This window comes from Mycobacterium sp. (genome assembly GCF_965277065.1).
Lineage (GTDB): Bacteria > Actinomycetota > Actinomycetes > Mycobacteriales > Mycobacteriaceae > Mycobacterium.
On the sequence record NZ_CBDIBT010000018.1, the window covers coordinates 971909 to 995868 of the forward strand.

Sequence of the window (23960 nt, forward strand, 5' to 3'; positions counted from 1 at the left end):
CCCATAGTACCGTGCGACTCGGCGCTCGCTCTGCGTCCCGACTACGAAAGCGCAACACACATGACTGAAGCTGTAAAGGTCCGCTTCGAGCCGAAGATGATGATCGACGGCAAGTTGGTCGACGGCCAGGCCGGAACCTTCACCAACATCAACCCGGCCACGGAGGAGCAGCTCGGGGAGGTGGCGGACGCGTCGAAAGAGGACATGCACCGGGCCATCGACGCCGCCCGGCGGGCCTTCGACGAGACCGACTGGTCGACCAATCACAAGTTGCGTCAGCGCTGCCTGCTGCAGTTGCACGACGCGATCGAATCGGAGAAAGAGGAGCTGCGCGAGGAACTCATCCTCGAAGTCGGCTCGCCGCGCGCCATCACCTTCGGCCCACAGCTGGACGCACCACTTCAGGACGGGCTGAAGTACCCGGCCCGGCTGATTGACGAATACCCGTGGGAGACCGACCTGGGCGATCGCGTGATCAGCCTTACCGGGGCGAACACCACCATCAAGCAGTGGCGCGAGCCGGTCGGCGTGGTCGGTGCGATCGTGCCCTGGAACTTCCCGTTCGAGGTCACCCTCAACAAGCTCGGCCAGGCGCTGGGAACTGGCAACACCGTGGTGCTCAAGGCGGCGCCCAACACCCCGTTCAATGCGACTCGCCTGGGCCGGCTGATCGCCGAAAAGACCGACATCCCGGCCGGCGTCGTCAACGTCATCACCGCATCGGATCACTTTGTCGGCGAGGAACTTACGCTGTCGCCCAAGGTCGACCTGATCTCATTCACGGGCTCGACGGTGGTCGGCAAGCGGATCATGGAAAAAGGCGCGGCCACCATGAAGCGGCTGTTCCTCGAACTCGGGGGTAAGTCGGCCACCATTGTCTTGGAGGACGCCGACTTCGGCTTGGCCTGCGCGATCGGCATCGCCCCGTGTATGCACGCCGGACAGGGTTGCGCCAACCCGACTCGGATGCTGTTGCCGCGCTCGCGCTACGAGGAGGGTGTGGCGATCCTCAAGAGCATCTACGAGAGCATCACCTGCGGCGACCCGCAGGACCCCGGCACCTTGTGTGGACCGGTGATCTCGCAGCGGCAGTACGACCGCGTGACGAATTACATCAAGAAGGGTGTCGAGGAAGGCGCCACCGCGCTGGTCGGCGGACCCGGCGCGGAGACCGGTTTCGACAAGGGATACTTCGTCCGGCCAACGCTTTTCACCGATGTCGACAACAAGATGACGATCGCCCAGGAGGAGATCTTCGGCCCGGTGCTGTCGGTGATTCCATTCGACGACGAAGAAGACGCGATCCGGATCGCCAACGACAGCCCGTACGGCTTGGCCGGCAACGTGATGTCGGGCTCGCTGGAGCATTCGCTGGCGGTCGCGCGGCGCATCAAGGCCGGCTTCATCGGCGTCAACGGCGGCGCACCTTATGGCGCCGACGTCCCGTTCGGCGGATACAAGGACAGCGGCGTCGGCCGCCAGAACGGTGTGGCCGGCTTCGACCAGTACACCGAGGTCAAGTCCGTGGGGTACCCCGCGGTCTGACCTACCTCTTCGCGCACCCGGGTCGGGTTACGTTGATCCCGTGACCGACGCCGGGGCAGCGCAGCGCAAGACCGGCCGCGATATGGCCATCCGCTACGCGGCCGGTCTCGCGTGCGGTCACCTGATCGGCTGCGGGGATGCCGCCGCGATCGTCATCCCGCTGCACGGCCAGTTCGCCGGCAACGCGCGAGCGTACTTCACGCCGAGCAGCCTGATCAGCGCGGCGGTGATCGTCGCGCTCGGCACCGCTGCGGTCGCGGGCGGCGGTGTCGCGAATCTCGTTCCGGTTCTGCGCTGGTTCGTCGGCGGGCGGCGACCGAACGCCGATCAGGGATTGTCGGCGATGCGCTTACTCACGCGGCAGTCGATGATCCTCGCAGTCGTGTGGGCGGTCAGCGGTACGACCTACCTCGTGCTGAACCTCCGAGGCGTTGCCGCCCTTTGGGTTCCGACTCTGCTGGCGGTGATCTTCGGCGGAAGCGCGGCCGCGAGCCTCAGCCTGCTGCTCACCCAGCGATCACTTCGCCCCATCATGCTGGCGGCCACGCACGGCACCGAGGGCCTCGTGGTCGCGCCCAGCGTGCTGACCCGGCTTGTCGGAATGTGGCTGTTGGGAAGCGGTCTGCCGTGCTTGGCGATCGCCGGTCTGGTGTTGACGCGCTCGAACGGCTGGATCATCCAGAAGACCGGATCGGTCGAGATGCCGATTCTGGTGGTGACGCTTGTCGCACTCCTGATCGGGCTGCCCGTGATGATCATGACCTCCCGATCGATCTCGGATCCGGTGCGCGAGGTCGTCGACGCGATGGCGCAGGTCGAGCGAGGCGAGATCGACACCTTCGTCGGTGTCTACGAAAAGTCCGAAATCGGCCGTCTGCAAGTCGGATTCAACCGGATGGTTGCCGGAATCGGGGAACGTGACCGGTTACGCGATCTATTCGGTCGTCATGTCGGCGCCGACGTGGCCCGCCGCGCGCTCGAAGAGGGCACCTCACTGTCCGGCGATGTTCGTGAGGCGGCGATCCTGTTCATCGATTTGGTCGGCTCGACGACGTTGGCAGCGAGCAGGCCCCCGCAGGAAGTGGCCCGCGTGCTCAACGACTTTTTTCGCATCGTGGTCAGCGCTGTCGACGACGGCCGCGGGCTGATCAACAAATTCCAGGGCGACGCCGTGTTGGCTGTCTTCGGGGCGCCGCTGGCCCACGACGATTCCGCGTCGGCAGCATTGGCCACTGCGCGACTGCTCCGCAGCCAACTGCAGCAACTGCCGCAGGTCGACTTCGGGATCGGGGTCTCGGCTGGGCCCGTGTTCGCCGGCAACCTCGGCGCCGAAAACCGTTACGAATACACTGTTGTCGGCGACGCGGTCAACGAGGCAGCCCGGCTCGCGGACTTCGCCAAGACGCTGGAGCAACGGATCGTGGGCTCAGCCGCGGCGATTGACCGGGCCGACGCCACCGAGCGTGTGCTGTGGATGTCGGACAGCGAGACGGTGTTACGCGGCCGCTCGGACACCACTCACATCTGGACACCGGCGAACGGGGAGTAGCCGCGCGTTGGGTTGCGCAACTCAATGGTCGTGGATGATGACGCCGCGAATGTTGCGGCCCGCCAGCATATCGTCGTAAGCCTCGTTGATGTCGTTGAGTTTATATTCGGCGGTCACCGTCTCGTCGAGCAAAAGCTTGCCCTCGCGGTAGAGGCTCAGCAGTCGATGAATGTCGGCGCGCGGATTGGCCTCGCCGTAAAGACTGCCCAGGAGCCGTTTTTGAAACAGCGTGAACATCGCCATCGGAAGGGTCGGCGTCACGTCGGTGATCGACGCCAGCGCCGTCAGCACCACGGCCCCGCCCTTGCGGACGATCTCCAGCGCCTCACCGATCATGTCGCCCTTGGCAACCCCAACAGTCAGCAAAGCCGAGTCGGCCATCACGCCACGCGTCAAGTCGCCGACCAGAGCGGTGGCTTCGGTCATTGACGTTGTGAAATGAGTTGCTCCGAATTGGAAAGCCTTGTCCCGCTTGCCTTCCGCGATTTCGACTACCACAATCTTTTCCGCGCCAGACAATCGCGCGCCCTGGATGGCGCCGCTACCGATGCCGCCGCAGCCGATCACCACGACGGTGTCGCCCGGGCTCACCTTGGCGGTGTTGACGGCTGATCCCCACCCAGTGGTGACCCCACAGCCGAGGAGGCAGGCACGCGAGAGCGGAAGGTCATCGTCGATCTTGACGATCGAGCTGTCCGGCACGGTGCCGTACTGGGCGAACGTGCCCAAGAAGCATGCCGCACCCACGTCGCGGTCCCCGACCCGGCGCCGATAGGTCCCATCGAGCTGGGCGCCGCTCAGTAGCAACGCGCCCTGGTCGCACAGATTCTGGTGGCCGCTTGCACACCAACGGCAGCGTCCGCACGCCGGAAGAAAAGACGCCACCACATGGTCGCCGACCTTGATGTCCCGCACACCGGCACCGACCTCTTGCACGACGCCGGCGCCCTCGTGGCCGCCGACGATGGGCAGCGGAACGGGAAGGTCGCCGGTGCGGACATGATGATCGGAGTGGCATAGCCCGGCGGCCTCGAACGACACCAGGACCTCGCCGTCCTGCGGGCCGTCCAACTCCACGTCCTCGACGCTCCATTCGGCGTTGAAGTCCCACAGAACCGCGGCATTCATCTTCATGGTGGGGGGAGTTTAGGACGGGCCGGACGCGCGACGGGGGGGATTCGACATTTACAGGAGGTGAGAGGATGGCAGTTGTCATTCCGCGCTGCGCGAAAGGGGCGGGCATTGCCATGCCGATTCCCCGATATCCAGAGGACGTCACCATCGAGTGGCTTTCGGGCGTGCTCGGCAGCAACACACCGGTGCCGCTGTCCGGCGTGGACGTGGTTGCTATCGGTACGGGCCAGACCGGCGCGACGTACCGGGTATCGGTGGCCTACACCGGGGCGAGCAGCTTGCCGGACACCTTCGTGATCAAACTGCCCGCCCAAGACGACACCGTGCGCGAGCGGGTGGCCATCGGCTACCGCAGCGAATGCGCCTTCTACACCGGCGTCGTCGACCAGGTGAAGGTGCCGACGCCGCAGTGCTTCTACTGCGAGATCAGCGACGACGCGATGAACTATGCGCTGCTGCTCGCGGACCAGGCGCCCGCATCACAAGGTGACCAGATTGCCGGTTGCGGAGAGCGGGAAGCGCGGCTGGCCGTGGCGGCGTTGGCCGGGCTGCACGGGCCGAGCTGGTGCGACGCGGTCTGGCTGGACTTCCCGGGGATCGCGTTCGCCCGGCCCGATGAAGCGTCGGCCAACGGCCTGGGCGAGGTCGCGCGGATGAGCACCGAAATCACGCTGGACAAGCTCGGTGACCGGATGAGCGCAGCCGATCGGGAGACCTTCTCCGCGGCAATGGGTTTGGTCGCACCTTGGCTGATGGCGGAGCATGACCGGTTCGCCCTGCTGCACGGCGATTACCGCCTCGACAATCTGCTGTTCTTTCCCGACGGAGCCGGGGTGACGGTGGTGGATTGGCAGACGCTCGGCGTCGGCCTGCCGGCCCGCGATCTCGCGTACTTCACCGCGACCAGCCTTCGGCCCGAGCTACGCGCGTCGATCGAAAGGGATCTCGTCGACGAATACCATCGCGCCCTGTGTGACTACGGTGTCACCGGCTACGACCGCGAAACCTGTTGGCAGGACTACCGACTCGGCATGACGCAGACGGTGCTGATCTCGGCGCTGGGGTTCGCGTTCGCGACGGCGACCGATCGCGGTGACGATATGGTGCTTACGATGCTATCGCGCGGCTGCCGGGCGATCCGCGAACTGGGCTCCATCGATCTGGTCGGCCAGTATGCGGCGCATCAGGCGACGGCGACGTGACGCTGATCAATATTGTGTGGAACCTTGATCGACCGGAATCGCCGCCGCGGTGATGTTTCTCGATTCCCCGCTGGCCAGCCAACACACCGTATCGGCGATATCCTCGGGCTCGGCAACCCAATTCGGCAGAAACGGTGTGAGGGTGTTCGCCAAGTGCGGACTGGTTTCGGTGAATTTTGCCAAGGCGCCGGCCATGTCGCCGCCGCCCATTGCAGTGTTGACTGGACCGGGGTGCACACTGTTGACCCGGATCGAATGCATACCCAACTCGGCGGCGAACGCACGTGCCATCCCGGTCACCGCGTGCTTGCTCGCCGTGTAGTGCACCATGAACGGCTGCATCTTCATACCAGCCGCGGAGCTGATCAATATGATCGACCCGCCGCGACCACCGTCGATGATCTTCTGCGCGCCGGCCATCACCGTGTTCCACGTACCAGTCACGTTGACGTCGATAACGTCCCGGAACGATTCGGGCGTGATCTCGTTCCAGGCCTCCGGCGCCGTGATGCCGGCATTGGCGACGATGACATCCAGCCCGCCGAGCGCAGCAACGCCGTCCTCCACGGCCCGGCTTAGACCGTCGAAGTCGCGAATATCGGTGGCCGAACCCATGATTTCGCGGCCGGTGGCCTCGACGAGCCGAACGGTTTCGGCCAGATCCTCCGGTGTTGCCGAGTCGTAACGGACACAGGATGGAAGCTTGCCCGCAATGTCGACCGCGATGATGTCGGCGCCCTCGCGGGCCATTCGGACGGCGTGGGCGCGGCCCTGGCCGCGTGCCGCTCCGGTGATGAATGCCACCTTGCCGGCGAGCCGACCGCTCATGTGCGCTCCGTATCGTGAAGGTCGATCTTTATCGTCACGGGCACTGTAACTTCGACGATACTAGCGTCCGACGCCCGGCCGCCCGTCACTGCTTGCGCCGGGCCGCCTTCACCAGGTTCGAGCCGATGATCAGTCGCTGGATCTCGCTGGTGCCCTCGTACAGTCGCAGCAGGCGCACGTCGCGGTAGATACGCTCCACCGGCACCTCACGCATGTACCCGCTGCCGCCATGGATCTGTACCGCGAGATCAGCCACTTTGCCAGCCATTTCGGTGCAGAAGACCTTGGCCGCCGAAGGGGCGATCCGGCGATCCTGGTCGGTCAGCCATAGCCGGGCAGCGTCACGCACGAGGGCGCGACCGGCCATCACCCCGGTCTGCTGATCGGCCAGCATCGCTTGCACGAGTTGAAAGCTGCCGATCGGATTGCCGCCCTGAGTGGCGGTGGCCGCGTACGCGACGGACTCATCCAGGGCCCGCTGAGCGGCCCCCACCGCCAGCGCCGCGATGTGGATCCGGCCGCGCGCAAGCGAGGTCATCGCCGCTCGGTAACCGACGTCCTCGCTGCCGCCGACCAGCGCAGAGTCCGGCACGCGGACATCGGTGAAGCGGACGTCCGCGGTCCAGGCTCCTTCTTGTCCCATCTTGCCGTCTTTGGAGCCCACCTCGACTCCGGCCGCGTCCGCGGGCACCAGGAACACGGCGATGCCCGTCCCGGCGTCGTCGGCAGGACGAGTCCGGGCAAAGACCACGAACAGGTCTGCCACCGGGGCGTTGGTGATGAATCGCTTTTCGCCGGAGATCACCCAGTCTTCACCATCGCGAATTGCCTTGGTAAGCAACCCCGCCGGATTCGATCCCGCCCCGGGTTCGGTCAACGCGAACGAGGCAACCTTCCCGGAGGCGAGCGCTTCCAGCCAGGTGGCCTTCTGCTCGTCGGTGCCGAACCCAACCAGGACCTGGCCGGCGATCCCGTTGTTAGTGCCGAACATCGACCGCAGCGCCAACGAGGTGTAACCGAGCTCCATCGCCAGTTCGACGTCTTGGGTGATGTCCAGCCCGAGTCCGCCCCACTCCTGCGGAATGGCGTAACCGAACAGGCCCATGTCCTTGGCTTGGTCCCGAAGGTCGTCCGGCACCCGATCGCTCGCGAGGATCTCCAGCTCGCGGGGCACGACGGCGGACCGGACGAACGTGCGGGTCTGCGCGAGGATCTGCTGAAAATCGTCGTCGTCGACGGCAGCAGTGGACATTGGCTCAACGCTCCTTCTTCGGCGGTTCGATCGCGGGTGCGCGCAACCAGAGCGTGGACCCCGCCGATCGTCGTCTGGGCGCGATCATATATGAAATATGATGTTCGATAATGCCCCGCGCTCGGGGCGCAGACAGGAGGACACGATCGTGACGTTGTTGGCCGGCAAAATCGCAGTCGTCACCGGTGGAGCCCAGGGTTTGGGGCTGGCCATCGCGCGGCGTTTTGTCGACGAGGGTGCGCGAGTGGTGCTCGGCGACGTGAATCTCGAGGCGACACAGGCAGCGGCGGCCGAGCTCGGCGGCGACAACATCGCCATCGCCGTGCGTTGCGACGTCACCTCCGGTGACGACGTCGACGCGCTGATAGGTGCGGCGTTGGACGGATTCGGTGCGCTGGACATCATGATCAACAACGCCGGCATCACCCGCGACGCGACGATGCGCAAGATGACTGAGGAGCAGTTCGACCAGGTGATCGCGGTACACCTGAAAGGAACCTGGAATGGACTGCGCAAGGCTGCGGCGATCATGCGGGAAAATCAGCGCGGCACGATCGTGAACATGTCGTCGATCTCCGGGAAGGTCGGCATGGTTGGTCAGACCAACTATTCGGCGGCCAAGGCCGGCATCGTCGGGATGACCAAGGCGGCATCGAAGGAGCTCGCCCACCTCGGCATTCGGGTCAACGCAATTCAACCGGGGCTGATCAGGTCAGCGATGACAGAAGCCATGCCGCAACGGATTTGGGACTCTAAAGTCGCGGAGGTACCGATGGGGCGAGCGGGTGAGCCCGAAGAAATCGCGAACGTCGCCTTGTTCCTGGCCTCCGATCTGTCGTCCTATATGACCGGAACCGTGCTCGAGGTGACCGGCGGGCGGCACCTATGAGCACTCTCGACGCCGTGATCTGTGAACCGGTGCGGACCCCGATCGGCCGCTACGGCGGAATGTTCGCTTCGCAGAGCGCTGTTGAGCTCGGGGTGGTCGCCCTTACCGGGCTGCTCGACCGCACCGGCGTCCCCCCGGACGCAGTGCAGGATGTCATTCTCGGCCACTGCTACCCCAACAGCGAAGCCCCCGCGATCGGACGCGTCGTCGGGCTCGATTCCGGACTTCCGGTCACGGTGCCCGGCATGCAGGTCGACCGCCGCTGCGGTTCGGGCCTACAGGCAGTCATCCAGGCGTGCTTGCAAATCCGTTCTGGTGACCACGATCTCGTGGTCGCCGGCGGCGCGGAGAGCATGAGCAACGTCGCCTTCTACTCTGCTGATATGCGCTGGGGTGGTGCCAGCGGGGTGCAGGTGCACGACGGATTGGCCCGCGGGCGCACCACCGCCGGTGGTCGCCATTACCCGGTGCCAGGCGGAATGCTGGAGACCGCAGAGAACCTGCGCCGTCACTACGACATCTCACGTCAGGAACAAGACGAGCTCGCGGTGCGGTCACACCAACGTGCGGTGGCCGCACAGAAGGACGGTGTTCTGGCCGAAGAGATCATCCCGGTCACCGTACGAAGCCGTCGCGGCGAAGACGTGATCGACACCGACGAGCATCCGCGCGCGGACACCACGGTGGAATCGCTGAGCAAGCTCAAACCTGTTCTACTCAAGGATGATCCAGACGCGACGGTAACAGCCGGCAACGCCAGCGGCCAGAATGACGCCGCGTCCATGTGCCTGGTGACAACTCCAGAGCGGGCCGCAGAACTCGGTCTCACTCCGCTGGTGCGACTGGTGTCGTGGGCCACCGCGGGCGTCGCACCCAACGTTATGGGAATCGGCCCGGTACCGGCCACCCAGAGCGCGCTGACCAAAGCTGGACTGCACTTGAGCGAAATCGATCTCATCGAGCTCAACGAAGCCTTCGCCGCACAGGCGCTGGCCGTGATGCGCGAGTGGGGTTTCGGCGCCGGCGACCACGAGCGCACCAACGTGCACGGGTCAGGCATCTCACTGGGTCACCCGGTCGGTGCCACCGGCGGCAGGATGCTGGCGACGCTGGCCCGCGAACTACATCGGCGCGACGCGCGATACGGACTGGAAACGATGTGCATCGGCGGGGGACAAGGTCTCGCAGCGATTTTCGAGCGGGTCACACCGCGATGACCGCGCCGCTGGCCGATCTCACCGTGGTCGAGGTGTCCAGCTTCGTCGCGGCGCCCTTGTGCGGGATGACGTTGAGCCAGCTGGGCGCGACGGTGATTCGCGTCGACCCGATCGGGGGTGCCTCGGACACCAACCGGTGGCCGGTCACCGCCGACGGCACCTCGATCTACTGGACCGGCCTCAACAAGGGAAAACGTTCGGCCACCATCGATTTACGCTCGGCCGACGGGCAGGAGTTGGTTCAGCGGTTGATCATCGAAGGCGGCGGCGTTGTGGTGACCAACGCCGCGGGCCTGCCGTGGTTGTCGTATGACACGCTCGCCGCCAAGCGTCCCGATGTGGTCCATCTTCAAGTGCTGGGTCGCCACGACGGTTCCACCGGTGTCGATTACACGGTCAACGCGGCCACCGGATTCCCGTTGGTCACCGGCCCCGTGGACCATGCCGGACCGATCAATCACGTATTACCAGCGTGGGACGTCGCCTGCGGTCTGTATGCGGCACTCGCCGTCGTCGCCGCGGTGCGGCGGCGTGACCAGTCGGGTATCGGCGCCCAGATCAGCCTCCCGCTGGAAGACGTCGCCTTGGCTACCGCGGGCAATCTGGGGCTGCTCACCGAGCCTCAGATCAACGGCACCGAACGGGAGCGTCTGGGCAACGCGATCTATGGCCAGTACGGCCAGGATTTCACCAGCCGCGACGGCGTCGCGTTCATGGTGGTGACATTGACCAGGCGACACTTCCAGGATCTCGTCGAGGTATCCGGTTGTGGTGCGGCCATTTCCGCGCTCTCCGACTCACTGAACGCGGACTTTGGCGACGAAGGTGTGCGCTACCGCTACCGGGGCGTGCTGAGCGGACTGTTCGCGACGTGGTTCGCCGAGCATTCGGGCGACGAGATCACCCGGGCACTATCGGCGACCAGCGTGCTGTTCGAGCGCTACCTGAGCTTCGCCGAGACCGCTGCCGATGCGCGAGTCACCGCGAATCCCTTGTTCTCCCGGCTGCGTCAGGACGGACTGGGCGAGTACCTGGCACCCGGCTTGCCCACCGCGTTCGACGGCAGCCATGTCGCCGCCGAGCCCGCGCCTCGCCTCGGCGGCGACACTGCCGACGTACTCACCTCAGGATTGGGGCTGAGCGCCGCCGACATCGACCGCCTGACCGACGCGAAGACCATCGCCCGCTGACCAGGAGATAGACCACTATGACCAAGCTCGCACAGACGATTGGCCTGACCGACGTTCAGGACGAAATCATCTCGACCGTAAGACAATTCGTCGACAAGGAAATCATCCCGAACGCAGCCGAACTGGAACGCACCGACACCTATCCGCAGGCCATCGTCGACCAGATGCGGGAGATGGGCCTGTTCGGCCTGATGATCCCGCAGGAGTACGGCGGACTGGGTGAGTCGCTGCTGACCTATGCCCTGTGTATCGAAGAATTGGGTCGCGGCTGGATGAGCGTGTCCGGGGTGCTCAACACCCACTTCATCGTCGCCTACATGCTGCGCCAGCACGGCACCGACGAGCAGAAACAACGCTTCCTACCGCGCATGGCCACCGGTGAGATCCGCGGATCGTTCTCGATGTCGGAGCCGGAGTTGGGATCCGACGTCGCCGCGATCCGCACCCGTGCCACCCGGGGGTCCGACGGCGACTACACCATCAACGGCCAGAAGATGTGGCTGACCAACGGCGCCAGCTCGAATCTGGTTGCGGTACTGGTCCGCACCGACGAGGGAGCCGAGGCGCCGCACCGTAACCTGACCGCGTTCCTCGTCGAAAAGCCCACTGGTTTCGGCGAAGTCAAACCCGGACTATTGATCCCGGGCAAGATCGACAAGCTCGGATACAAGGGTATCGACACCACCGAGCTGATCTTCGATGGATACGCCGCAAGCGCCGAGGACATCCTCGGCGGAAGCCCGGGGCAGGGCTTCTATCAGATGATGGACGGCATCGAGGTCGGTCGGGTCAACGTATCGGCCAGGGCTGTCGGTGTGGCCCTGCGGGCGTTCGAGCTCGCCGCGCGATACGCTCAACAGCGGCACACCTTCGGCAAGCCGATCGCCGAACATCAGGCGATCGCGTTCCAAATCGCGGAGATGGCAACCAAAGTCGAAGCTGCGCATCTGATGATGGTCAACGCGGCCAGGCTCAAGGATTCCGGTGAGCGCAACGACGTGGCCGCCGGAATGGCGAAATATCTCGCCAGCGAATTCTGTGCCGAGGTGACCCAGCAGAGCTTCCGCATCCACGGCGGATACGGCTACTCCAAGGAGTACGAAATCGAGCGGCTGATGCGCGACGCGCCGTTCCTGCTCATCGGTGAGGGAACCAGCGAGATCCAGAAGTCGATCATCAGCAAGCGACTGCTTGCCGAGTACCGGATTTGATCGTGAGCGTCCCGGATTTCGCCGCGCGACCGCAGCTTTCCGAAGACGTTGCGCGCTTCGTCCGTAAGCGAATCTTCGATGGCACCTACTCGGCGGGTGAGTACGTTCGCCTCGATCAGCTGGCCGCCGAATTGGGAATCAGCGTCACCCCGGTGCGCGAGGCCCTCTTCGAGCTGCGGTCCGAGGGTCTGTTGGCTCAGCAGCCGCGCCGCGGCTTCGTGGTGCTACCGGTGACCGAGCGCGATCTTGCCGACGTCGCCAATCTGCAAGCGCACGTGGGTGGCGAGTTGGCCGCGCGGGCTGCCGCCAACATCGACGACGACCAACTGCGTGAGCTCAAGGAAATTCAGTCGCAGCTGGAAGAGGCGCACGCCGGCAACGACATTGAGCGGACCGTTCGTCTCAATCACGAATTTCATCGAGCCATCAACGTGGCGGCCGAGTCGCCGAAGCTCGCGCAGATGATGTCGCAGATCACCCGCTACGCTCCCGAGTCGGTGTTTCCGATCATCGCCGGCTGGCCCGATCAGTCGATCAAAGACCACCGCCGGGTGGTGGCAGCGTTGGCCAAACGCGACAGCGAATCCGCCCGCGTCGCCATGTCGGAGCACTTGGCCGCGGGGGCGGCTCCGCTGATCGACCACCTCGCCGAACATGGCGTGGTTGAACCGACCTGACCGCCCGCGTCGGCCAGCATTTCGCGCAGCCGCCCGACATCGGCCTTAACCGTCGGGCCGCGCGGAATCGCGTCCTCAGATTCGAGCGGTAGCCACACGGTCGGGGCCTGTCGCACACGGCTGCCGTGCCCACGCGATCTGCCTGTGCACCAGCTAGATTGGTGACGAAGCTGAGTTGCCTCAGCCGCGCGGACTCTTGGCCCGGCCGGCGGAGTTTGACTTGCGTGCCCGGGACGGCGGCGACTTACGTTGCCGTCCAGCCGACTTCGAGCCCTGTTCGATCAGCCGACTGGCGTTGTCGAGGATGCAGTCCAGGCCGTACTCGAAGTTGTTGTCATCGGGGGCGCCGATGTGGTGACCCTTGGCGGTCATCTGGGCGAGTAGCGGCGTGACCTCGGGATCGATGACCATCGCATCTTCGATGGTGTGTCCGCCACTGTCGGTTGCGTGGTTCTTTTCCTGAAGTCGGTGCAACACAACCGAGCCCCGCACGTGGACCGAGACAGCGGAGTAGGTGTCGAAAGCCTGTGCCGGCGAAAGCCCCGCTTCGACCAGTCCCACGATCGCTTTCTCGATCTCTTGGACGCCCAGCCGGGCTGCCCTCGGGCTCAGCGCCGACCTGATCAGAATCAGATCGCAAAGAATTGGGTTGCCCATGAAGGTTTTACGTATCGAGCGGGCGTGATTGCGCAGGGTGTCGCGCCAGTCTTTGGCCTCCACGTAGGGGGTGGCGAAGACATACTTACTCAGTGCCCGGTCCGTCATCGCGTTGAGCAGGTCGTCTTTCTTGCGGAAGTACCAATAGATGCTCGTCACGCCGACACCCAGGTGCTTACCGAGCAGCGGCATGCTTAGGTTGTCGATCGAGACCTCTTCCGCCAGATCGAACGCCCCACTGATGATGTCGTCGGGATTGATGGACCCGCGTTCGCGCCGCTGCCGTTTTTCGGCGGTTGCTTGCTTGGCCACTACGGGCACCTCTCTCACGTTCAACGCTGCGCCGGGTCGATCTGCGGCCGCGCAGCCGTGTCATCATCCCAGCCCACTACTGTAATACCTATCGTAGGCTTTTTGATACGCATGCTGGTAAGCGACGGATGGCCGGGAGTCTGGCCCGAGCGGATGCGCCGGACCAAATGTGTTCAGTGATAGCGGTTTTGGTTACCCAGGGCAACCCATGGATGCCCATGGCCGCTGACGGGCGGAAGGGCGAAAGCGTGGGGCTTGCGCCTGGTCGTAGGGCCTGCGCGACTGTTGCAGAATGCTGTACCGATAGGTATACAGTATGCGTACATGCTGCAGTGTAAGTGCCGCCTGAGCTCAGGGGAGGACGGTCGATGAGCACCACTGAATACCCGCCGACGTGCTGGAGAGCTATCTCTACAACAACGCGCAGACATTCTTTTTCGACGGCCACGAGGAGCGCTGACCATGGATCGTTACGAACTCCGCAGAATCGACTACAGCCTGACTGACGATCATCAGGCGCTGCAGGCTGCGTATCGGGACTTCTTCAAGACGCACTGTTCCATTGAAACTGTCCGCGCAGCAGAGGAATCCGGCTTCGACAAGAACCTCTGGGAGCGACTCTGCGGGATGGGGGCCACCACGATGGCGTTGCCCGACGCCGTCGGGGGAGACGGCGCGACATTGGTCGACCTGACGCTGGTTGCCGAGGAGATCGGCCGTTCGCTGGCGCCGGTGCCGTGGATCGATCATGTGTGCGCGGCGCGACTGCTCGCCAGACTGGGGTCCGCGGAACCCGCGGTCGTCACCGGCCAACAGCTCGCGGCGTTCGATGCCCAGCACGACAATGTGCACGGGACACGGCTCATCCCGACCGGGTCGATCGCCGACCACATCATCGTTCGCGACGGCAGTGAACACGGGGCTGTGGTGCTCCTTTCCTTCGACACCCGGCCGGCCAAGGTCGACAACATCGGCCGGCTCCCGATGGCCTGGGTCGACCCGGCCAGTGCCGACACCCGTGTCGTGCTGGCGAGCGGACCCACGGCAATGGCGGAATACCAACGCGCGCTGGACGAGTGGCGAGTCCTGATGGCTGCGGCGCTGGCCGGGCTGGTGGAAGAGACGATGACAATCGCCGCCGAGTTCGCCAAGACCCGCTACACCCTGGGCGTGCCGATCTCGACGTTGCAGGGCATTTCCCACCCACTGGCGAACATTGCGATCACCGTTCAGGGCGGGCGCAATCTGGCGCATCGTGCCGCGTGGTTTCTGGACAACGAACCCGGCGAGCGACCCGAGTTGGCGGCCTCGGCGTTTTTCTTCATGGCCGAGGAAGCCTCGAAGGCCGCGACCATGGCGGTGCACGTGCAGGGTGGTCTCGGTGTCTCCGCGGAGGCGGCGGCGACCGCGTATCTGGTGCGAGCCCGTGGCTGGGCACTGGCCGGCGGCGACCCCGGTGCAAGCGCCAGATACATCGGCGAACTCGTCGCTGCTCGCGAAAGCCGTTGAGGAACGGACAGATAGGCGGATTTCTCACGAGTCGCCCTGGCCGACGAACCTAGTGGACACTGGTGCGGGCGATTTTGGCCAATGCGTCGCTGAGGTACTCGCGTAGTGGATCGGCGGCGGTGAGGATCTGGGGGCCGGAGGTCGCACCTTGATCGGCCACCAGACCCAGCGTCCACAGCAGCGCGGCGATGGACGGCGTCACGAACGAGCGCACCACCACTATGTCAAAAAACTGCAACGTGAGCCGAGTCAGTTGACACCGGTTACTGGCACACCCGCCACCGAGGTCTCATCAACTTCGACGCGATCGACGCTTCTATGAGCTGAGGATGCGGTATTGAGCACGTCAGCGGCGGGTTGGTGGGCCAGCACCGGGCAAACGATCAATTTTTTGAACTTTTCACATATTGCGCACAGATACTGCTAAGTATAAGTTCCGCGCTATCAGCAGTTCCGCAACACAGGTGCGGCGGAAAGGAAGACTCATGAACGTTCGTCGTCTGCGTCGGCTGGGCATGGTGGTGGTGGGGTTGGGCGTCGGCGCGGCGATAGCCGCTACGCCGGGAATCGCCGCGGCAGACACCGGAATTGCCGACCCGGTCAACTGGCTCGCGGGGATCGACCCGTTGTCGGCCGCCACGCTGGCGCCGGCCTCACCGTTGGATCTGGCCATCTCGGTCGACGGATTCCAGCTGCTCGATCTGGGCACCACCGCCGTCGCCAAGTCGGGCATGGGCGACGCCGCGATCGCCTTCGGCCCCAATAGCACCGCCATCGCCGCGGGCGGCTTCGGTGACTACGCCACGGCCGGCGCCGGCGCCACGGCCATCGCCGGCGCCACGGCCACCACCGTTGCCACTGGCAACAATTTCGACTTCGCCAGCGCCAGCGGCATCGGCAGCAATGCCCTGGCCGGCATTAGCGGATTTAACGAAACCACCGGCAGCAGCTTCGACTACGCCAGCGCCAACAGCGGCACCAACATTAACGCCCTAGACGGCGCCACAGCCGTCGCTGGTGACAACGGCAGTGGTGACTCCGCCAGCGCCGTCGGCCAGGCTGCCTTGTCCTTTGCCGGCCTGAGCCACATCGCTGCTACCCCGGCAAACTTTGACTCCGCCGACGTCTTCGGCAACCTCAGCGCCCCCACCACCGGGCTCACCGAGGCCATTGCCGGAGGCCAGCCCGGCATCTTCGGTGGGGGCATCGGGGGCAGCAGCGACAACGCCTTCGTCATCGACCCGCTGGGCACCGTGGGCAGCACCGCCACCGCCGGGCTGGGCAACAACTTCGACCTCGCCGGCGTCTTCGGCGACGCCCTGCACGCCACGGCCACCAGCGGCAGCAACGTGATCGACCTGCTGCCGACGTTGTTCTAACGCAAGTCCCTCAGCGACGGCCTGCCGGTGGACTTCGTGGTGCGTCCACTCCGATGGTAGAGAGGCTGGCACATGAGCCGCACTAGTCGAAACCGCCCGCGCCGGTCAACTGGATGGCATCTTGCCGACATTGCTACCGCGTTGCCCGGTCCGCGACCCAGGTTCGACGCGGCCGTATGGAAACCGCCGGAAACACCGTTAGCGAGATAGTCCCATCCTGGTGGTCGATGCAAATTTCGGGGATGATGCCGATCGTGTCGCCGTGGGCACCGACAACCGTTGAGCCAGTAAGGATGTCGGCGTCGACGGGTGCAGCCGGCGCAGCGCCATGGTCAGAGTGCACGGGGGACTTCCGGATCACACGAGATCAGATCAGTGTGGGCGGACGGCGTCGCCATACGATGCCGCGACCGATCGGCGGCGGCAGCGGCCCCAGGCCGGCTGCGTGTTCAGCACATTCCAGAAAACGCGGGGATCTCAGCCTTATCAAACACGGGCGCCAGATTTTTCGTGCCGTTCACACTGCCTCCTGCTGCCGGGGCGTCGCGCGGGATTTTCGTGCCTACGACGTCGCGGATTCGGTCAGGAATTCGCACTGCCGTACCCGATCGCAATGTTTTAAAATCTGAACGATCTCCGCACTCGAGGCTGCTCTCGGCACATGTGCGGGCATGCTGGTCAGGGTGTCGGGCCGACAGTAAGGAGTCGGGTGTCGTGACCGAGATCGACGCTCAGCCTGATCGACAGGTGTCGACCGGGGCGGAGCTGACCCGTGCCCAGGTGGTCTCCGATGATGGCGATCTGGCTGCGGGGTTGCGCGGGCTGGCGGCGCTAGTGGCCGGCGGTCGAAGCCTCGATGAGCTGTTGACCGCGGTCGCCGGGTTCGCGGCGCATGCGATTCCCGGTGTCGATGGCGCGGGGGTGACGTTGATCGAGCCGAGGGGCACCACGATGGGCATCGCGGCGTGGGCGGTGACCGCGCCGTTCGTCAGGGAGATCGACATCCTGCAACACGAGACGCTGCAGGAGGGGCCCTGCACCACCTGTATGCAGGAGCGGGTGGCGGTGATCAGTGGGTCGTTGGGCGGTGATCACCGTTGGCCGCGGTTCGGGCCCCGGGTGGGCCGGTTGGGGGTGGCCTCGTCGATGTCGTTGCCGATGCTGATCGCCGATCAGGTGGTCGGCTCGGTCAACTGTTACGCCTATGACGCCGATGTGTTCGGTAGGCATGAAGTTCGCTGGGGACGCAGTTCGCGGCACCGGCGGCGGTGTCGGTGTACAACGCGCAGGTGATCGCCGCGGCCCGGGACACCGCCGAACAGCTACAGCGTGCCCTGGTCAGCCGAAAGACGATCGATCAAGCGATCGGCATCATCCGGGCCCGGTCCGGGGGCACCGAAGAGGAAGCGTTCAACCGGCTGCGGCGGATCAGCCAAACCGAGAACATCAAACTCCACGAGGTCGCCCGCCGGATCCTCGATGAAGCGGTCCGCCGCGCCGACGCCCGCCACCACCAGTCCTGACCCGCCAACAGTTCACGACCGACGGGCACGGTCAGGACGGGTTCAACGTGAGCTGTCGCATCCGGTCCAGGATCACCTCGCGGTCGTCGCGCACGGTCAGCAGGCGCCGCGCCACGTCGGTCATGTGTTCGCCATAAGCATGCGCGTAGCGGCGCAGCAGGGTGAACGCGTCCTCTACGGACACCGTGAAACGTTCCCGCAGAAACCCTTTGGCCTGTTCGACCACGACGCGGCTAGTCAACGCGGCCCGCAGCTGGGGTAACACCGTGGCTGGGGTGGGGGCGTGTTCGGACAGGATCGCCACACACGCGATATGGGCCAAGGTTTGGGCCAACAGCTGGTCGGAATCGTTGAGTTCCCCAATCCCGGTGCCGAACAAGCCCAACGCGCCCAGCACGCTGCCGGCAGCGCGCATCGGCACCGCGTGCACCGAGGCGAACCCGGCGTCGGTGGCGGCCGCCACGAACCGCGGCCACCGCGCGTGCTGCTCGGACAGGTCGGCCACCGAGACGGGGTTTCCGGTGGTGTAGCAGTCCAGGCACGGCCCTTCGTCGGATTGCAGCTGAAACAGCTCCAGATCGTGGGTGGCCTCCGAGGTGGCGGCCATCAGATGCAGCTGGCCGCGGGGATGGGCCAGAAGCAGTCCCGCCGAGGCGATGTCGAGCAGCTGCGCGCACCGTTCGGTGAGCTCGGTCAGCAGATCCACCACATCGAAGTCATCGAGCAGGCTGTCCACCAGCGACACCACCGCGCCTAAAACGCGGGTCTCCCGCGACGGATCTGTCATTTGTCGGCCTCCAGGACTAGGCGGCGATTGAGGATGTCGCGGGCCACCGAGGTGGCCGAGGTGCCGGTGGCGTACGCGTGCGCGCGTAGCCGCACCAGCGCCACGGCCGGGTCGACGTCGAGTTGGGCGACCAGCATGCCGGTGGCCTGGCTGATCTCGGTGCGCGACAAGGCGTTCAGTTCGGCCCAGGCAGTGCTGTCGGGATCGGTGACCGCGGCGTACAGGTCGGCGCCGATCAAATCCAAAAACGCCATCTCGGCCAGTTCGGCGGCGACCAAAGCGCCGGCGAGATGGTCACTGCCCAACAGCCCCGGTGTCGTCCGGAAAAGATCCAGGGCGCCGAGGTACTGACCGGCTACCAGCACCGGCAGAGCAAACACCCCGCGGATGCCATGGCCCCGTACCGCTGGGCTATACGCCGGCCACCGCTGATGCTCGGGAACGGCCAAATCCACCACCAGCACCGGCGCGCGCTCGGCCACCGAGTCCAAACACGGACCCTCACCCAAGGTGAACTGAAGCTCATCGATCGCCCGCGCAGAAGGCCCGCTGGCGCCCAGGGTGCCGGTGCTGGCGCCGTCGAAGACCAGCGAGATCGCCGCCGCGTCCACGCCGAACAACTGCACGCACGCTTCACACAACCGATCGGCCGCACCAGCGCCGCGTTCGTCACCGACGACGTCGAGCAGCTGCTCCTGAATGGCCACCCCTAACAACCGGCCCGGCAGGCGACGAGCGGGTCGGGAACAGCGGAAGGCAGCGCAGGCGTCATACCTCCACCATCCCCCATGTGCATCTCAATGTCACCGCCCGAGCGGACCTGTCGTCGCTGCTTTCGGCGAAGTACGGGTACGGGAGTGGGTCGCCAGATGTCAGGCCTCGCGATTGCGGGTCCGTTTGCTCAATTCCACGCCGAGTTCTTCCGGCGGTACCGGGTGACCCTCGGTGCAGCGGACCTCGACGGTCGCGTCGGCTCCGCAGCCAATGTGGGTGAGACGTAACCGGTTGCGGCCCGGCAGATGCCGTTGCCCCCACTCGAACATCGCCCACACCACCGGCATGAAGTCGGTACCGGCCTCGGTGAGAACGTATTCATCGCGGGTTCGCTGCCCCGGTTCGCGGTAGGGCCGCCGGGTCAGTAGCCCGAGGTCGACCAGCTCGGTCAGACGCGCAGCGGCAGCGGCCTTCGTGATTCCGACGCGGTGCGCGAAGTCGTCGAATCGGGTGGTGCCGTAGTAGGCCTCGCGCATGATCAGCATCGCGGATTTGGTGCCGAGTGCCGACATGGTCTTCTCGATCGAGCACTGGCCGACCGTCGTCCACGCGTCCCGGTCGGACAGCACGCCCTGCAGGAGTGTCATAGATCACCTCGATTCTGGGTTGCTCGCAGTATACCTAGGTGTTACATCTGGGTATAGCGAGCAATATCTAGCTCGGACTCAAGGAGGAGTCGTGCCATATCAGGATCGAGACGCCGTCATCGTCGGGGCGGTACGCACACCCGTGGGCAAAGGCAAAGCCAGCGGAGCGCTGCACGGCATTCTGCCTGCTGACTTGCTGGCGCACAGCCTGCGAGAGATGGTTGCACGCGCCGGTGTGGACCCGGCCCAGATCGACGATGTCATCGCCGGTGCGGTGACCCAGGTGGGTGATCAGGCGGTCAACATCGCGCGCAACTCGTTGCTAGGGGCGGGTTTCCCGGAGTCGGTTCCGGGCACCACCATCGACCGGCAGTGCGGCAGCAGCCAGCAGGCGATCAGCTTCGCGGCCCAGGGCGTACTTGCCGGCGCTTACGACATCGTGGTGGCCGCGGGCGTGGAATCCATGAGTCGTGTCCCGATGGGTACCTCGGTATTGCCGGGCAGCAACCCGTTTGGTGACGGCATGACGGACCGTTATCCCGAAGGGCTTGTGCCACAGGGCATCAGTGCCGAACTCATCGCATCGCGATGGGGTTTCTCGCGGGTCGAACTCGACGAGTTCTCGGCCGAGAGTCATGAGAAAGCGGCGCGGGCAACGAAAGAAGGGCTCTTCGCCAACGAGTTGGCTCCCATCGCGGGACTGAGCTCTGACGAAATCATCCGGTCCGGCACCACCGTCGAGACATTGGCCGGGCTCAAGCCGGCCTTCTATGACGCCGCGGTGGGAGAGCGCTTCCCGCAGATCAATTGGGAGATCACGCCCGGTAACTCGTCGCCGCTGTCCGACGGTAGTGCCGCGGTGTTGATCACCAGCGGTGCGGCCGCCGCGAAGCTGGGTCTGCGTCCGCTGGCGCGCATTCACACCACGACGGTGGTCGGCTCGGATCCGCTCTACATGCTGACCGGCGTCATTCCCGCCACCGAGAAGGTGCTGCACCGTGCGGGCTTGAAGCTGTCCGACATCGACCTCTTCGAGGTGAATGAGGCCTTCGCGCCGGTGGTGCTGGCCTGGGCCAAGGACACCGGTGCCGATCTGGCCAAGACCAACGTCCACGGCGGCGCGATCGCCATCGGACATCCTTTGGGCGCCAGCGGCGCTCGCATCATGACGACGATGGTCAACGCACTTGAACAACGTGGTGGCCGGTACGCGTTGCAGACGATGTGTGAGGGCGGCGGCATGGCTAACGCCACCATCATCGAGCGACTGGACTAGACACACCACCGACAAGACCCCTCCTGCCTCGCAGTCGGAGGGGTCTTCGCTGTTGAACTAGGGACCCTGCTGGATGGGGAGTGCGGCCCGTCCGGATTGGTTGCCGGGTCGGCGGCGCGAGCACATTCGACGCGCAGCAGGGGTCTGGTGACACCTGAGACCGCCGCTATATGCCGCTATATGCGATGGCGGGGTCGGTCAGCTTGGTCATCACGGCGACCACCTGATCGACGGTGGGCACGGGTTCGTCCGCGCAAGCCGTTGCAGGCGAAGCGATTGACGCCGCCGTGAACAGCAAGAGCGTGAACGCCGAGAATTTCATGGTCCGTCGCCTGGCGGTGGCGCGTCGCCCGGCGGTGGCGGCGGCGCGTCCTCCGGCGGTGGCGGAGCATCACCCGGTGGTGTTAGTCCTTGGAAATACCGGGAGTTCAGACATCGTTCTAAAGGCACGTAATCCGGATCGCGTCGGTAATGGCGGGCTTCTCTTTTGCACTTCGGCACCACTATGACAAACGCCTCGATACGGGCTTGCGCTAAAACCCACTGAGTGGTGACGAGATGCCCTGGCAGCGCAGGCCCGACGATCAGTGTCGCGGGCGCGGCCATACCGGCCAGGGATACGGCGAGCAATGTCAGTCTGACAGCGGCCTTCATGCTCGCACGTTAGCTCTGCTGCCTGTCAACGATCTGTACGCGGTGGGCACATTTGGCGTCCAGCGGTACAGCGCAGTCGGCCAGACTCAAATGACGAACCCTCCGCGAGGCACGTAGCGAGTTGCGTTGTACCAGAACAAGTCCAGCTCGGCCATGGCGCTGTCGTGGGCGATCAGCCAGTGTCCGCCCTGATCGGCCAGCACGATTGGCTTGGGATTTGTGGCATGGCGATATCCCCCCGTGGTGGCCAGGGTGGCGCCGGCAAGGTTGGCGGGCGCAGGCTGAATGTCGGTCACCACGAAGTCCAGCGGCAGAAGTCCGCGTGCGTTCTGCCGGTTGAGATGGTCGTTGATCGACTCAGCTTCCTCGGGGGTAAATCCCGGTGTGACGATGTCGGTCTTGTTTGCGGCGGGAATGCCCGGGTCAGTCAACTTAGCCATGATGGCGACCACCTGATCAACGGTCGGGACAGGTCCGGTGCAGGGGTCTTGGCCGGGATCGCCACAGTCCGCGTAAGCCGTTGCGGGCGAAGCGATCAGTGTCGCAGCCATCATTGCCGCGGAGATACCGATCGGCGTGGTCCAGAACATCTGCGGTTCTATTGCCAGGCGTCAGCGGGGCCGTTGTCGTCGCGACGGGCGTTGTACCAGAACGCATTCACCGCGGTCATCGCGGTGTCGCGCGTGATGAACCAGTGCCCGTGCTGATTTACGAGCACGATGGGCTTGGCTGCGCTGACTTGGTGAAACGAACCGGTGGTCGCCAAGGTGGCTCCTGCGAAATTGTTCGGTGCGGGCTGAATATCGGTCACGACGAATGGCAGCGGCACGATGTGGACCGCGTCCATTCGGCGAAGATGATTATCAATCGTGCCAGCTTCGTCGGGCGAGAATGCGGGCGTGACGATGTCGCCCTTTCCGGCGGCAGGCTTATTCGGGTCAGTCAACTCGGCCATGATCGCGACCACCTGATCGACGCTGGGCACAGGCCCCGCGCAAGGGTCTTGGCCGGGGTCGCCGCAGTCTGCGTAAGCCGTTGCGGGAGAGGCGATCAGCGCCGCCATGAAGACCGTGATCGCGGTACCCGAGAGTTTGCTCATGGTGAAGCCGGTTCAGGTGCGTCGGGCGGCGGTGGAGCGTCACCCGGTTCATCGGGCACCCGTGGCTCGTTACCCGGTGGCCTCGGTGGTGGAGCATCTGGTGGTGGATCACAGCACGGCCAATAGAAATAGCCTGGTGGAGCGTCGTGTGGAACATAGCCGCGTGGTAGCACGCCCACCATCCACCAGGAGTCCATACAGTACATCGGGACTCTGACGTTCGGATTGTTGCTGTAAGCCCTTGCGAGTCTGTGGCAGTAGGTAATTACAGCACCAATGGCGTGGGCACGGGGTGGCGCTGAAACCGAGAGCGTTACAGGCGCAGCGACCACAGCTATGGCTAGCAAAGTGGATTTGACTGCGGTCTTCATGCGCGGACTGTAACGCTGTTTGCTGTAGATCATCTGTGCGTCAACAGTGCCGCCACAGGGCTGGGTTACAGCCCGATGGACGACAGCAGATCGACGAATGACGACGGATCAACGGCGCTCGTGGCGTCGGTGACGGTTCCGGTGTAGTTCAACAGGTAATCGACGATGGAGGTGATGTTCTCGTCGCCGAAGGGGGTCAGGAGGAAATCCCCGATGGTGGTGGAGGTCCCGGTGCTGTTCATGGCCTCTTCCAGTACATTGCCCCATCCGCCCCCAACTCCTCGACGAGGAAGGCGTTTCCTGGCCTTCGTTGGGTGTCGGGTCGACGAAAAACATCT

26 protein-coding genes are annotated in these 23960 nt (G+C 64.8%); 13 read left to right on the forward strand and 13 right to left on the reverse strand.

All coding sequences use genetic code 11. The features are described 5' to 3' along the window. The first annotated feature begins 60 nt into the window (after window positions 1-60). Together ACQY5A_RS16105 and ACQY5A_RS16110 are read left to right on the forward strand one after the other, a co-directional pair. Window positions 61-1545 (forward strand): aldehyde dehydrogenase family protein, encoded by a 1485-nt coding sequence (locus tag ACQY5A_RS16105; protein ID WP_428341313.1) that lies wholly within the window; start codon window positions 61-63, stop codon window positions 1543-1545. 82 nt (window positions 1546-1627) lie between these two features. Next, window positions 1628-3094 carry an adenylate/guanylate cyclase domain-containing protein gene (locus ACQY5A_RS16110; RefSeq protein WP_428341536.1) on the forward strand — a complete coding sequence of 489 codons (1467 nt, stop codon included), beginning with the start codon at window positions 1628-1630 and terminating at the stop codon, window positions 3092-3094. Window positions 3095-3115: 21 nt separating this feature from the next. Here ACQY5A_RS16110 and ACQY5A_RS16115 read toward each other — a convergent pair whose 3' ends face one another. After that, window positions 3116-4228 (reverse strand): NDMA-dependent alcohol dehydrogenase, encoded by a 1113-nt coding sequence (locus tag ACQY5A_RS16115; RefSeq protein ID WP_428341314.1) that lies wholly within the window; start codon window positions 4226-4228, stop codon window positions 3116-3118. A gap of 113 nt (window positions 4229-4341) precedes the next feature. On the opposite strand from ACQY5A_RS16115, the gene ACQY5A_RS16120 reads away from it, so the two are divergent. Then, on the forward strand, window positions 4342-5430 hold the full coding sequence (locus tag ACQY5A_RS16120) for a phosphotransferase family protein (protein WP_428341537.1): 1089 nt from the start codon (window positions 4342-4344) through the stop codon (window positions 5428-5430). A 6-nt stretch (window positions 5431-5436) separates the two neighbouring features. On the opposite strand, the gene ACQY5A_RS16125 is transcribed toward ACQY5A_RS16120, so the two are convergent. Both ACQY5A_RS16125 and ACQY5A_RS16130 read right to left on the reverse strand, forming a co-directional pair. Then, a complete protein-coding gene (locus ACQY5A_RS16125) occupies window positions 5437-6258 on the reverse strand; it encodes a mycofactocin-coupled SDR family oxidoreductase (protein WP_428341315.1) in 822 nt (273 codons plus the stop codon). 85 nt (window positions 6259-6343) lie between these two features. Continuing rightward, window positions 6344-7510 carry an acyl-CoA dehydrogenase family protein gene (locus ACQY5A_RS16130; RefSeq protein ID WP_428341316.1) on the reverse strand — a complete coding sequence of 389 codons (1167 nt, stop codon included), beginning with the start codon at window positions 7508-7510 and terminating at the stop codon, window positions 6344-6346. A 100-nt stretch (window positions 7511-7610) separates the two neighbouring features. On the opposite strand from ACQY5A_RS16130, the gene fabG reads away from it, so the two are divergent. Genes fabG through ACQY5A_RS16155 form a run of 5 tightly spaced genes read left to right on the forward strand, consistent with a single transcriptional unit; the run spans window position 7611 to window position 12694 of the window. Next, on the forward strand, window positions 7611-8399 hold the full coding sequence (gene fabG, locus ACQY5A_RS16135) for a 3-oxoacyl-ACP reductase FabG (RefSeq protein WP_428341538.1): 789 nt from the start codon (window positions 7611-7613) through the stop codon (window positions 8397-8399). Then, a complete protein-coding gene (locus ACQY5A_RS16140) occupies window positions 8396-9616 on the forward strand; it encodes an acetyl-CoA C-acetyltransferase (RefSeq protein WP_428341317.1) in 1221 nt (406 codons plus the stop codon). Before fabG ends, ACQY5A_RS16140 begins: the two co-directional genes overlap by 4 nt. Beyond that, window positions 9613-10806 (forward strand): CoA transferase, encoded by a 1194-nt coding sequence (locus ACQY5A_RS16145; RefSeq protein ID WP_428341318.1) that lies wholly within the window; start codon window positions 9613-9615, stop codon window positions 10804-10806. Before ACQY5A_RS16140 ends, ACQY5A_RS16145 begins: the two co-directional genes overlap by 4 nt. A gap of 17 nt (window positions 10807-10823) precedes the next feature. Next, the gene (locus ACQY5A_RS16150; protein WP_428341319.1) at window positions 10824-12017 is read left to right on the forward strand and encodes an acyl-CoA dehydrogenase family protein; all 1194 of its coding nucleotides are present in this window, start codon (window positions 10824-10826) and stop codon (window positions 12015-12017) included. Window positions 12018-12019: 2 nt separating this feature from the next. Continuing rightward, the gene (locus ACQY5A_RS16155; RefSeq protein ID WP_428341320.1) at window positions 12020-12694 is read left to right on the forward strand and encodes a GntR family transcriptional regulator; all 675 of its coding nucleotides are present in this window, start codon (window positions 12020-12022) and stop codon (window positions 12692-12694) included. A gap of 180 nt (window positions 12695-12874) precedes the next feature. Here the strand turns inward: ACQY5A_RS16155 and ACQY5A_RS16160 are convergent, their stop codons facing one another. After that, window positions 12875-13663: a TetR/AcrR family transcriptional regulator gene (locus ACQY5A_RS16160; protein ID WP_428341321.1), complete on the reverse strand. Its 789-nt coding sequence runs from the start codon at window positions 13661-13663 to the stop codon at window positions 12875-12877. 462 nt (window positions 13664-14125) lie between these two features. Between ACQY5A_RS16160 and ACQY5A_RS16165 the strand changes: the two genes are divergently transcribed. Further along, the gene (locus ACQY5A_RS16165) at window positions 14126-15172 is read left to right on the forward strand and encodes an acyl-CoA dehydrogenase family protein (RefSeq protein ID WP_428341322.1); all 1047 of its coding nucleotides are present in this window, start codon (window positions 14126-14128) and stop codon (window positions 15170-15172) included. Window positions 15173-15221: 49 nt separating this feature from the next. Here the strand turns inward: ACQY5A_RS16165 and ACQY5A_RS16170 are convergent, their stop codons facing one another. Further along, window positions 15222-15374, reverse strand: coding sequence for a hypothetical protein (locus ACQY5A_RS16170; RefSeq protein ID WP_428341323.1), 153 nt, complete (start codon window positions 15372-15374; stop codon window positions 15222-15224). 283 nt (window positions 15375-15657) lie between these two features. Here ACQY5A_RS16170 and ACQY5A_RS16175 point away from each other — a divergent pair, with 283 nt between their 5' ends. The 3 genes from ACQY5A_RS16175 to ACQY5A_RS16185 all read left to right on the forward strand — a co-directional run bounded on the left by ACQY5A_RS16175 (window position 15658) and on the right by ACQY5A_RS16185 (window position 18074). Beyond that, window positions 15658-16551, forward strand: a complete 894-nt coding sequence (locus ACQY5A_RS16175) for a hypothetical protein (protein ID WP_428341324.1) — start codon at window positions 15658-15660, stop codon at window positions 16549-16551. 714 nt (window positions 16552-17265) lie between these two features. Continuing rightward, entirely contained in the window at window positions 17266-17844 is a 579-nt protein-coding gene (locus tag ACQY5A_RS16180; RefSeq protein WP_428341325.1) for a GAF domain-containing protein, read from the forward strand. Then, window positions 17826-18074: an ANTAR domain-containing protein gene (locus tag ACQY5A_RS16185; protein WP_428341326.1), complete on the forward strand. Its 249-nt coding sequence runs from the start codon at window positions 17826-17828 to the stop codon at window positions 18072-18074. The genes ACQY5A_RS16180 and ACQY5A_RS16185 overlap by 19 nt, the downstream gene beginning before the upstream one ends. Window positions 18075-18105: 31 nt before the next feature. Here the strand turns inward: ACQY5A_RS16185 and ACQY5A_RS16190 are convergent, their stop codons facing one another. The 3 genes from ACQY5A_RS16190 to ACQY5A_RS16200 all read right to left on the reverse strand — a co-directional run bounded on the left by ACQY5A_RS16190 (window position 18106) and on the right by ACQY5A_RS16200 (window position 20222). Beyond that, on the reverse strand, window positions 18106-18861 hold the full coding sequence (locus ACQY5A_RS16190) for a GAF and ANTAR domain-containing protein (RefSeq protein ID WP_428341327.1): 756 nt from the start codon (window positions 18859-18861) through the stop codon (window positions 18106-18108). Next, a complete protein-coding gene (locus ACQY5A_RS16195) occupies window positions 18858-19568 on the reverse strand; it encodes a GAF and ANTAR domain-containing protein (protein WP_428341328.1) in 711 nt (236 codons plus the stop codon). The genes ACQY5A_RS16190 and ACQY5A_RS16195 overlap by 4 nt, the downstream gene beginning before the upstream one ends. 165 nt (window positions 19569-19733) lie before the next feature. After that, window positions 19734-20222 (reverse strand): winged helix-turn-helix transcriptional regulator, encoded by a 489-nt coding sequence (locus tag ACQY5A_RS16200; RefSeq protein ID WP_428341329.1) that lies wholly within the window; start codon window positions 20220-20222, stop codon window positions 19734-19736. A 91-nt stretch (window positions 20223-20313) separates the two neighbouring features. Between ACQY5A_RS16200 and ACQY5A_RS16205 the strand changes: the two genes are divergently transcribed. After that, window positions 20314-21498 carry a thiolase family protein gene (locus ACQY5A_RS16205; protein ID WP_428341330.1) on the forward strand — a complete coding sequence of 395 codons (1185 nt, stop codon included), beginning with the start codon at window positions 20314-20316 and terminating at the stop codon, window positions 21496-21498. Window positions 21499-21664: 166 nt separating this feature from the next. On the opposite strand, the gene ACQY5A_RS16210 is transcribed toward ACQY5A_RS16205, so the two are convergent. The 5 genes from ACQY5A_RS16210 to ACQY5A_RS16230 form a co-directional block, all read right to left on the reverse strand. Further along, window positions 21665-21820, reverse strand: a complete 156-nt coding sequence (locus ACQY5A_RS16210) for a hypothetical protein (RefSeq protein ID WP_428341331.1) — start codon at window positions 21818-21820, stop codon at window positions 21665-21667. After that, window positions 21817-22152: a hypothetical protein gene (locus ACQY5A_RS16215; protein WP_428341332.1), complete on the reverse strand. Its 336-nt coding sequence runs from the start codon at window positions 22150-22152 to the stop codon at window positions 21817-21819. Before ACQY5A_RS16215 ends, ACQY5A_RS16210 begins: the two co-directional genes overlap by 4 nt. 86 nt (window positions 22153-22238) lie before the next feature. Continuing rightward, window positions 22239-22742 (reverse strand): hypothetical protein, encoded by a 504-nt coding sequence (locus ACQY5A_RS16220; protein ID WP_428341333.1) that lies wholly within the window; start codon window positions 22740-22742, stop codon window positions 22239-22241. A gap of 8 nt (window positions 22743-22750) precedes the next feature. Then, the gene (locus ACQY5A_RS16225; RefSeq protein WP_428341334.1) at window positions 22751-23215 is read right to left on the reverse strand and encodes a hypothetical protein; all 465 of its coding nucleotides are present in this window, start codon (window positions 23213-23215) and stop codon (window positions 22751-22753) included. Window positions 23216-23687: 472 nt separating this feature from the next. Continuing rightward, window positions 23688-23864: a hypothetical protein gene (locus tag ACQY5A_RS16230; RefSeq protein WP_428341553.1), complete on the reverse strand. Its 177-nt coding sequence runs from the start codon at window positions 23862-23864 to the stop codon at window positions 23688-23690. Between the last annotated feature and the right edge of the window lie 96 nt (window positions 23865-23960).

What these genes read in the sequence shown, in the direction of transcription:
- ACQY5A_RS16175 (WP_428341324.1), top strand. Translation starts at nt 15,658, where the DNA reads ATGAACGTTCGTCGTCTGCGTCGGCTGGGCATGGTGGTGGTGGGGTTG.
- fabG (WP_428341538.1), top strand. Translation starts at nt 7,611, where the DNA reads ATGTTCGATAATGCCCCGCGCTCGGGGCGCAGACAGGAGGACACGATC.
- ACQY5A_RS16165 (WP_428341322.1), top strand. Translation starts at nt 14,126, where the DNA reads ATGGATCGTTACGAACTCCGCAGAATCGACTACAGCCTGACTGACGAT.
- ACQY5A_RS16220 (WP_428341333.1), bottom strand. Translation starts at nt 22,742, where the DNA reads ATGTTCTGGACCACGCCGATCGGTATCTCCGCGGCAATGATGGCTGCG.
- ACQY5A_RS16140 (WP_428341317.1), top strand. Translation starts at nt 8,396, where the DNA reads ATGAGCACTCTCGACGCCGTGATCTGTGAACCGGTGCGGACCCCGATC.
- ACQY5A_RS16105 (WP_428341313.1), top strand. Translation starts at nt 61, where the DNA reads ATGACTGAAGCTGTAAAGGTCCGCTTCGAGCCGAAGATGATGATCGAC.
- ACQY5A_RS16120 (WP_428341537.1), top strand. Translation starts at nt 4,342, where the DNA reads ATGCCGATTCCCCGATATCCAGAGGACGTCACCATCGAGTGGCTTTCG.
- ACQY5A_RS16210 (WP_428341331.1), bottom strand. Translation starts at nt 21,820, where the DNA reads ATGAAATTCTCGGCGTTCACGCTCTTGCTGTTCACGGCGGCGTCAATC.
- ACQY5A_RS16200 (WP_428341329.1), bottom strand. Translation starts at nt 20,222, where the DNA reads ATGACACTCCTGCAGGGCGTGCTGTCCGACCGGGACGCGTGGACGACG.
- ACQY5A_RS16115 (WP_428341314.1), bottom strand. Translation starts at nt 4,228, where the DNA reads ATGAAGATGAATGCCGCGGTTCTGTGGGACTTCAACGCCGAATGGAGC.
- ACQY5A_RS16150 (WP_428341319.1), top strand. Translation starts at nt 10,824, where the DNA reads ATGACCAAGCTCGCACAGACGATTGGCCTGACCGACGTTCAGGACGAA.
- ACQY5A_RS16230 (WP_428341553.1), bottom strand. Translation starts at nt 23,864, where the DNA reads ATGAACAGCACCGGGACCTCCACCACCATCGGGGATTTCCTCCTGACC.
- ACQY5A_RS16130 (WP_428341316.1), bottom strand. Translation starts at nt 7,510, where the DNA reads ATGTCCACTGCTGCCGTCGACGACGACGATTTTCAGCAGATCCTCGCG.
- ACQY5A_RS16110 (WP_428341536.1), top strand. Translation starts at nt 1,628, where the DNA reads ATGGCCATCCGCTACGCGGCCGGTCTCGCGTGCGGTCACCTGATCGGC.
- ACQY5A_RS16190 (WP_428341327.1), bottom strand. Translation starts at nt 18,861, where the DNA reads ATGACAGATCCGTCGCGGGAGACCCGCGTTTTAGGCGCGGTGGTGTCG.
- ACQY5A_RS16125 (WP_428341315.1), bottom strand. Translation starts at nt 6,258, where the DNA reads ATGAGCGGTCGGCTCGCCGGCAAGGTGGCATTCATCACCGGAGCGGCA.
- ACQY5A_RS16145 (WP_428341318.1), top strand. Translation starts at nt 9,613, where the DNA reads ATGACCGCGCCGCTGGCCGATCTCACCGTGGTCGAGGTGTCCAGCTTC.
- ACQY5A_RS16215 (WP_428341332.1), bottom strand. Translation starts at nt 22,152, where the DNA reads ATGAAGGCCGCTGTCAGACTGACATTGCTCGCCGTATCCCTGGCCGGT.
- ACQY5A_RS16225 (WP_428341334.1), bottom strand. Translation starts at nt 23,215, where the DNA reads ATGGCGGCGCTGATCGCCTCTCCCGCAACGGCTTACGCAGACTGCGGC.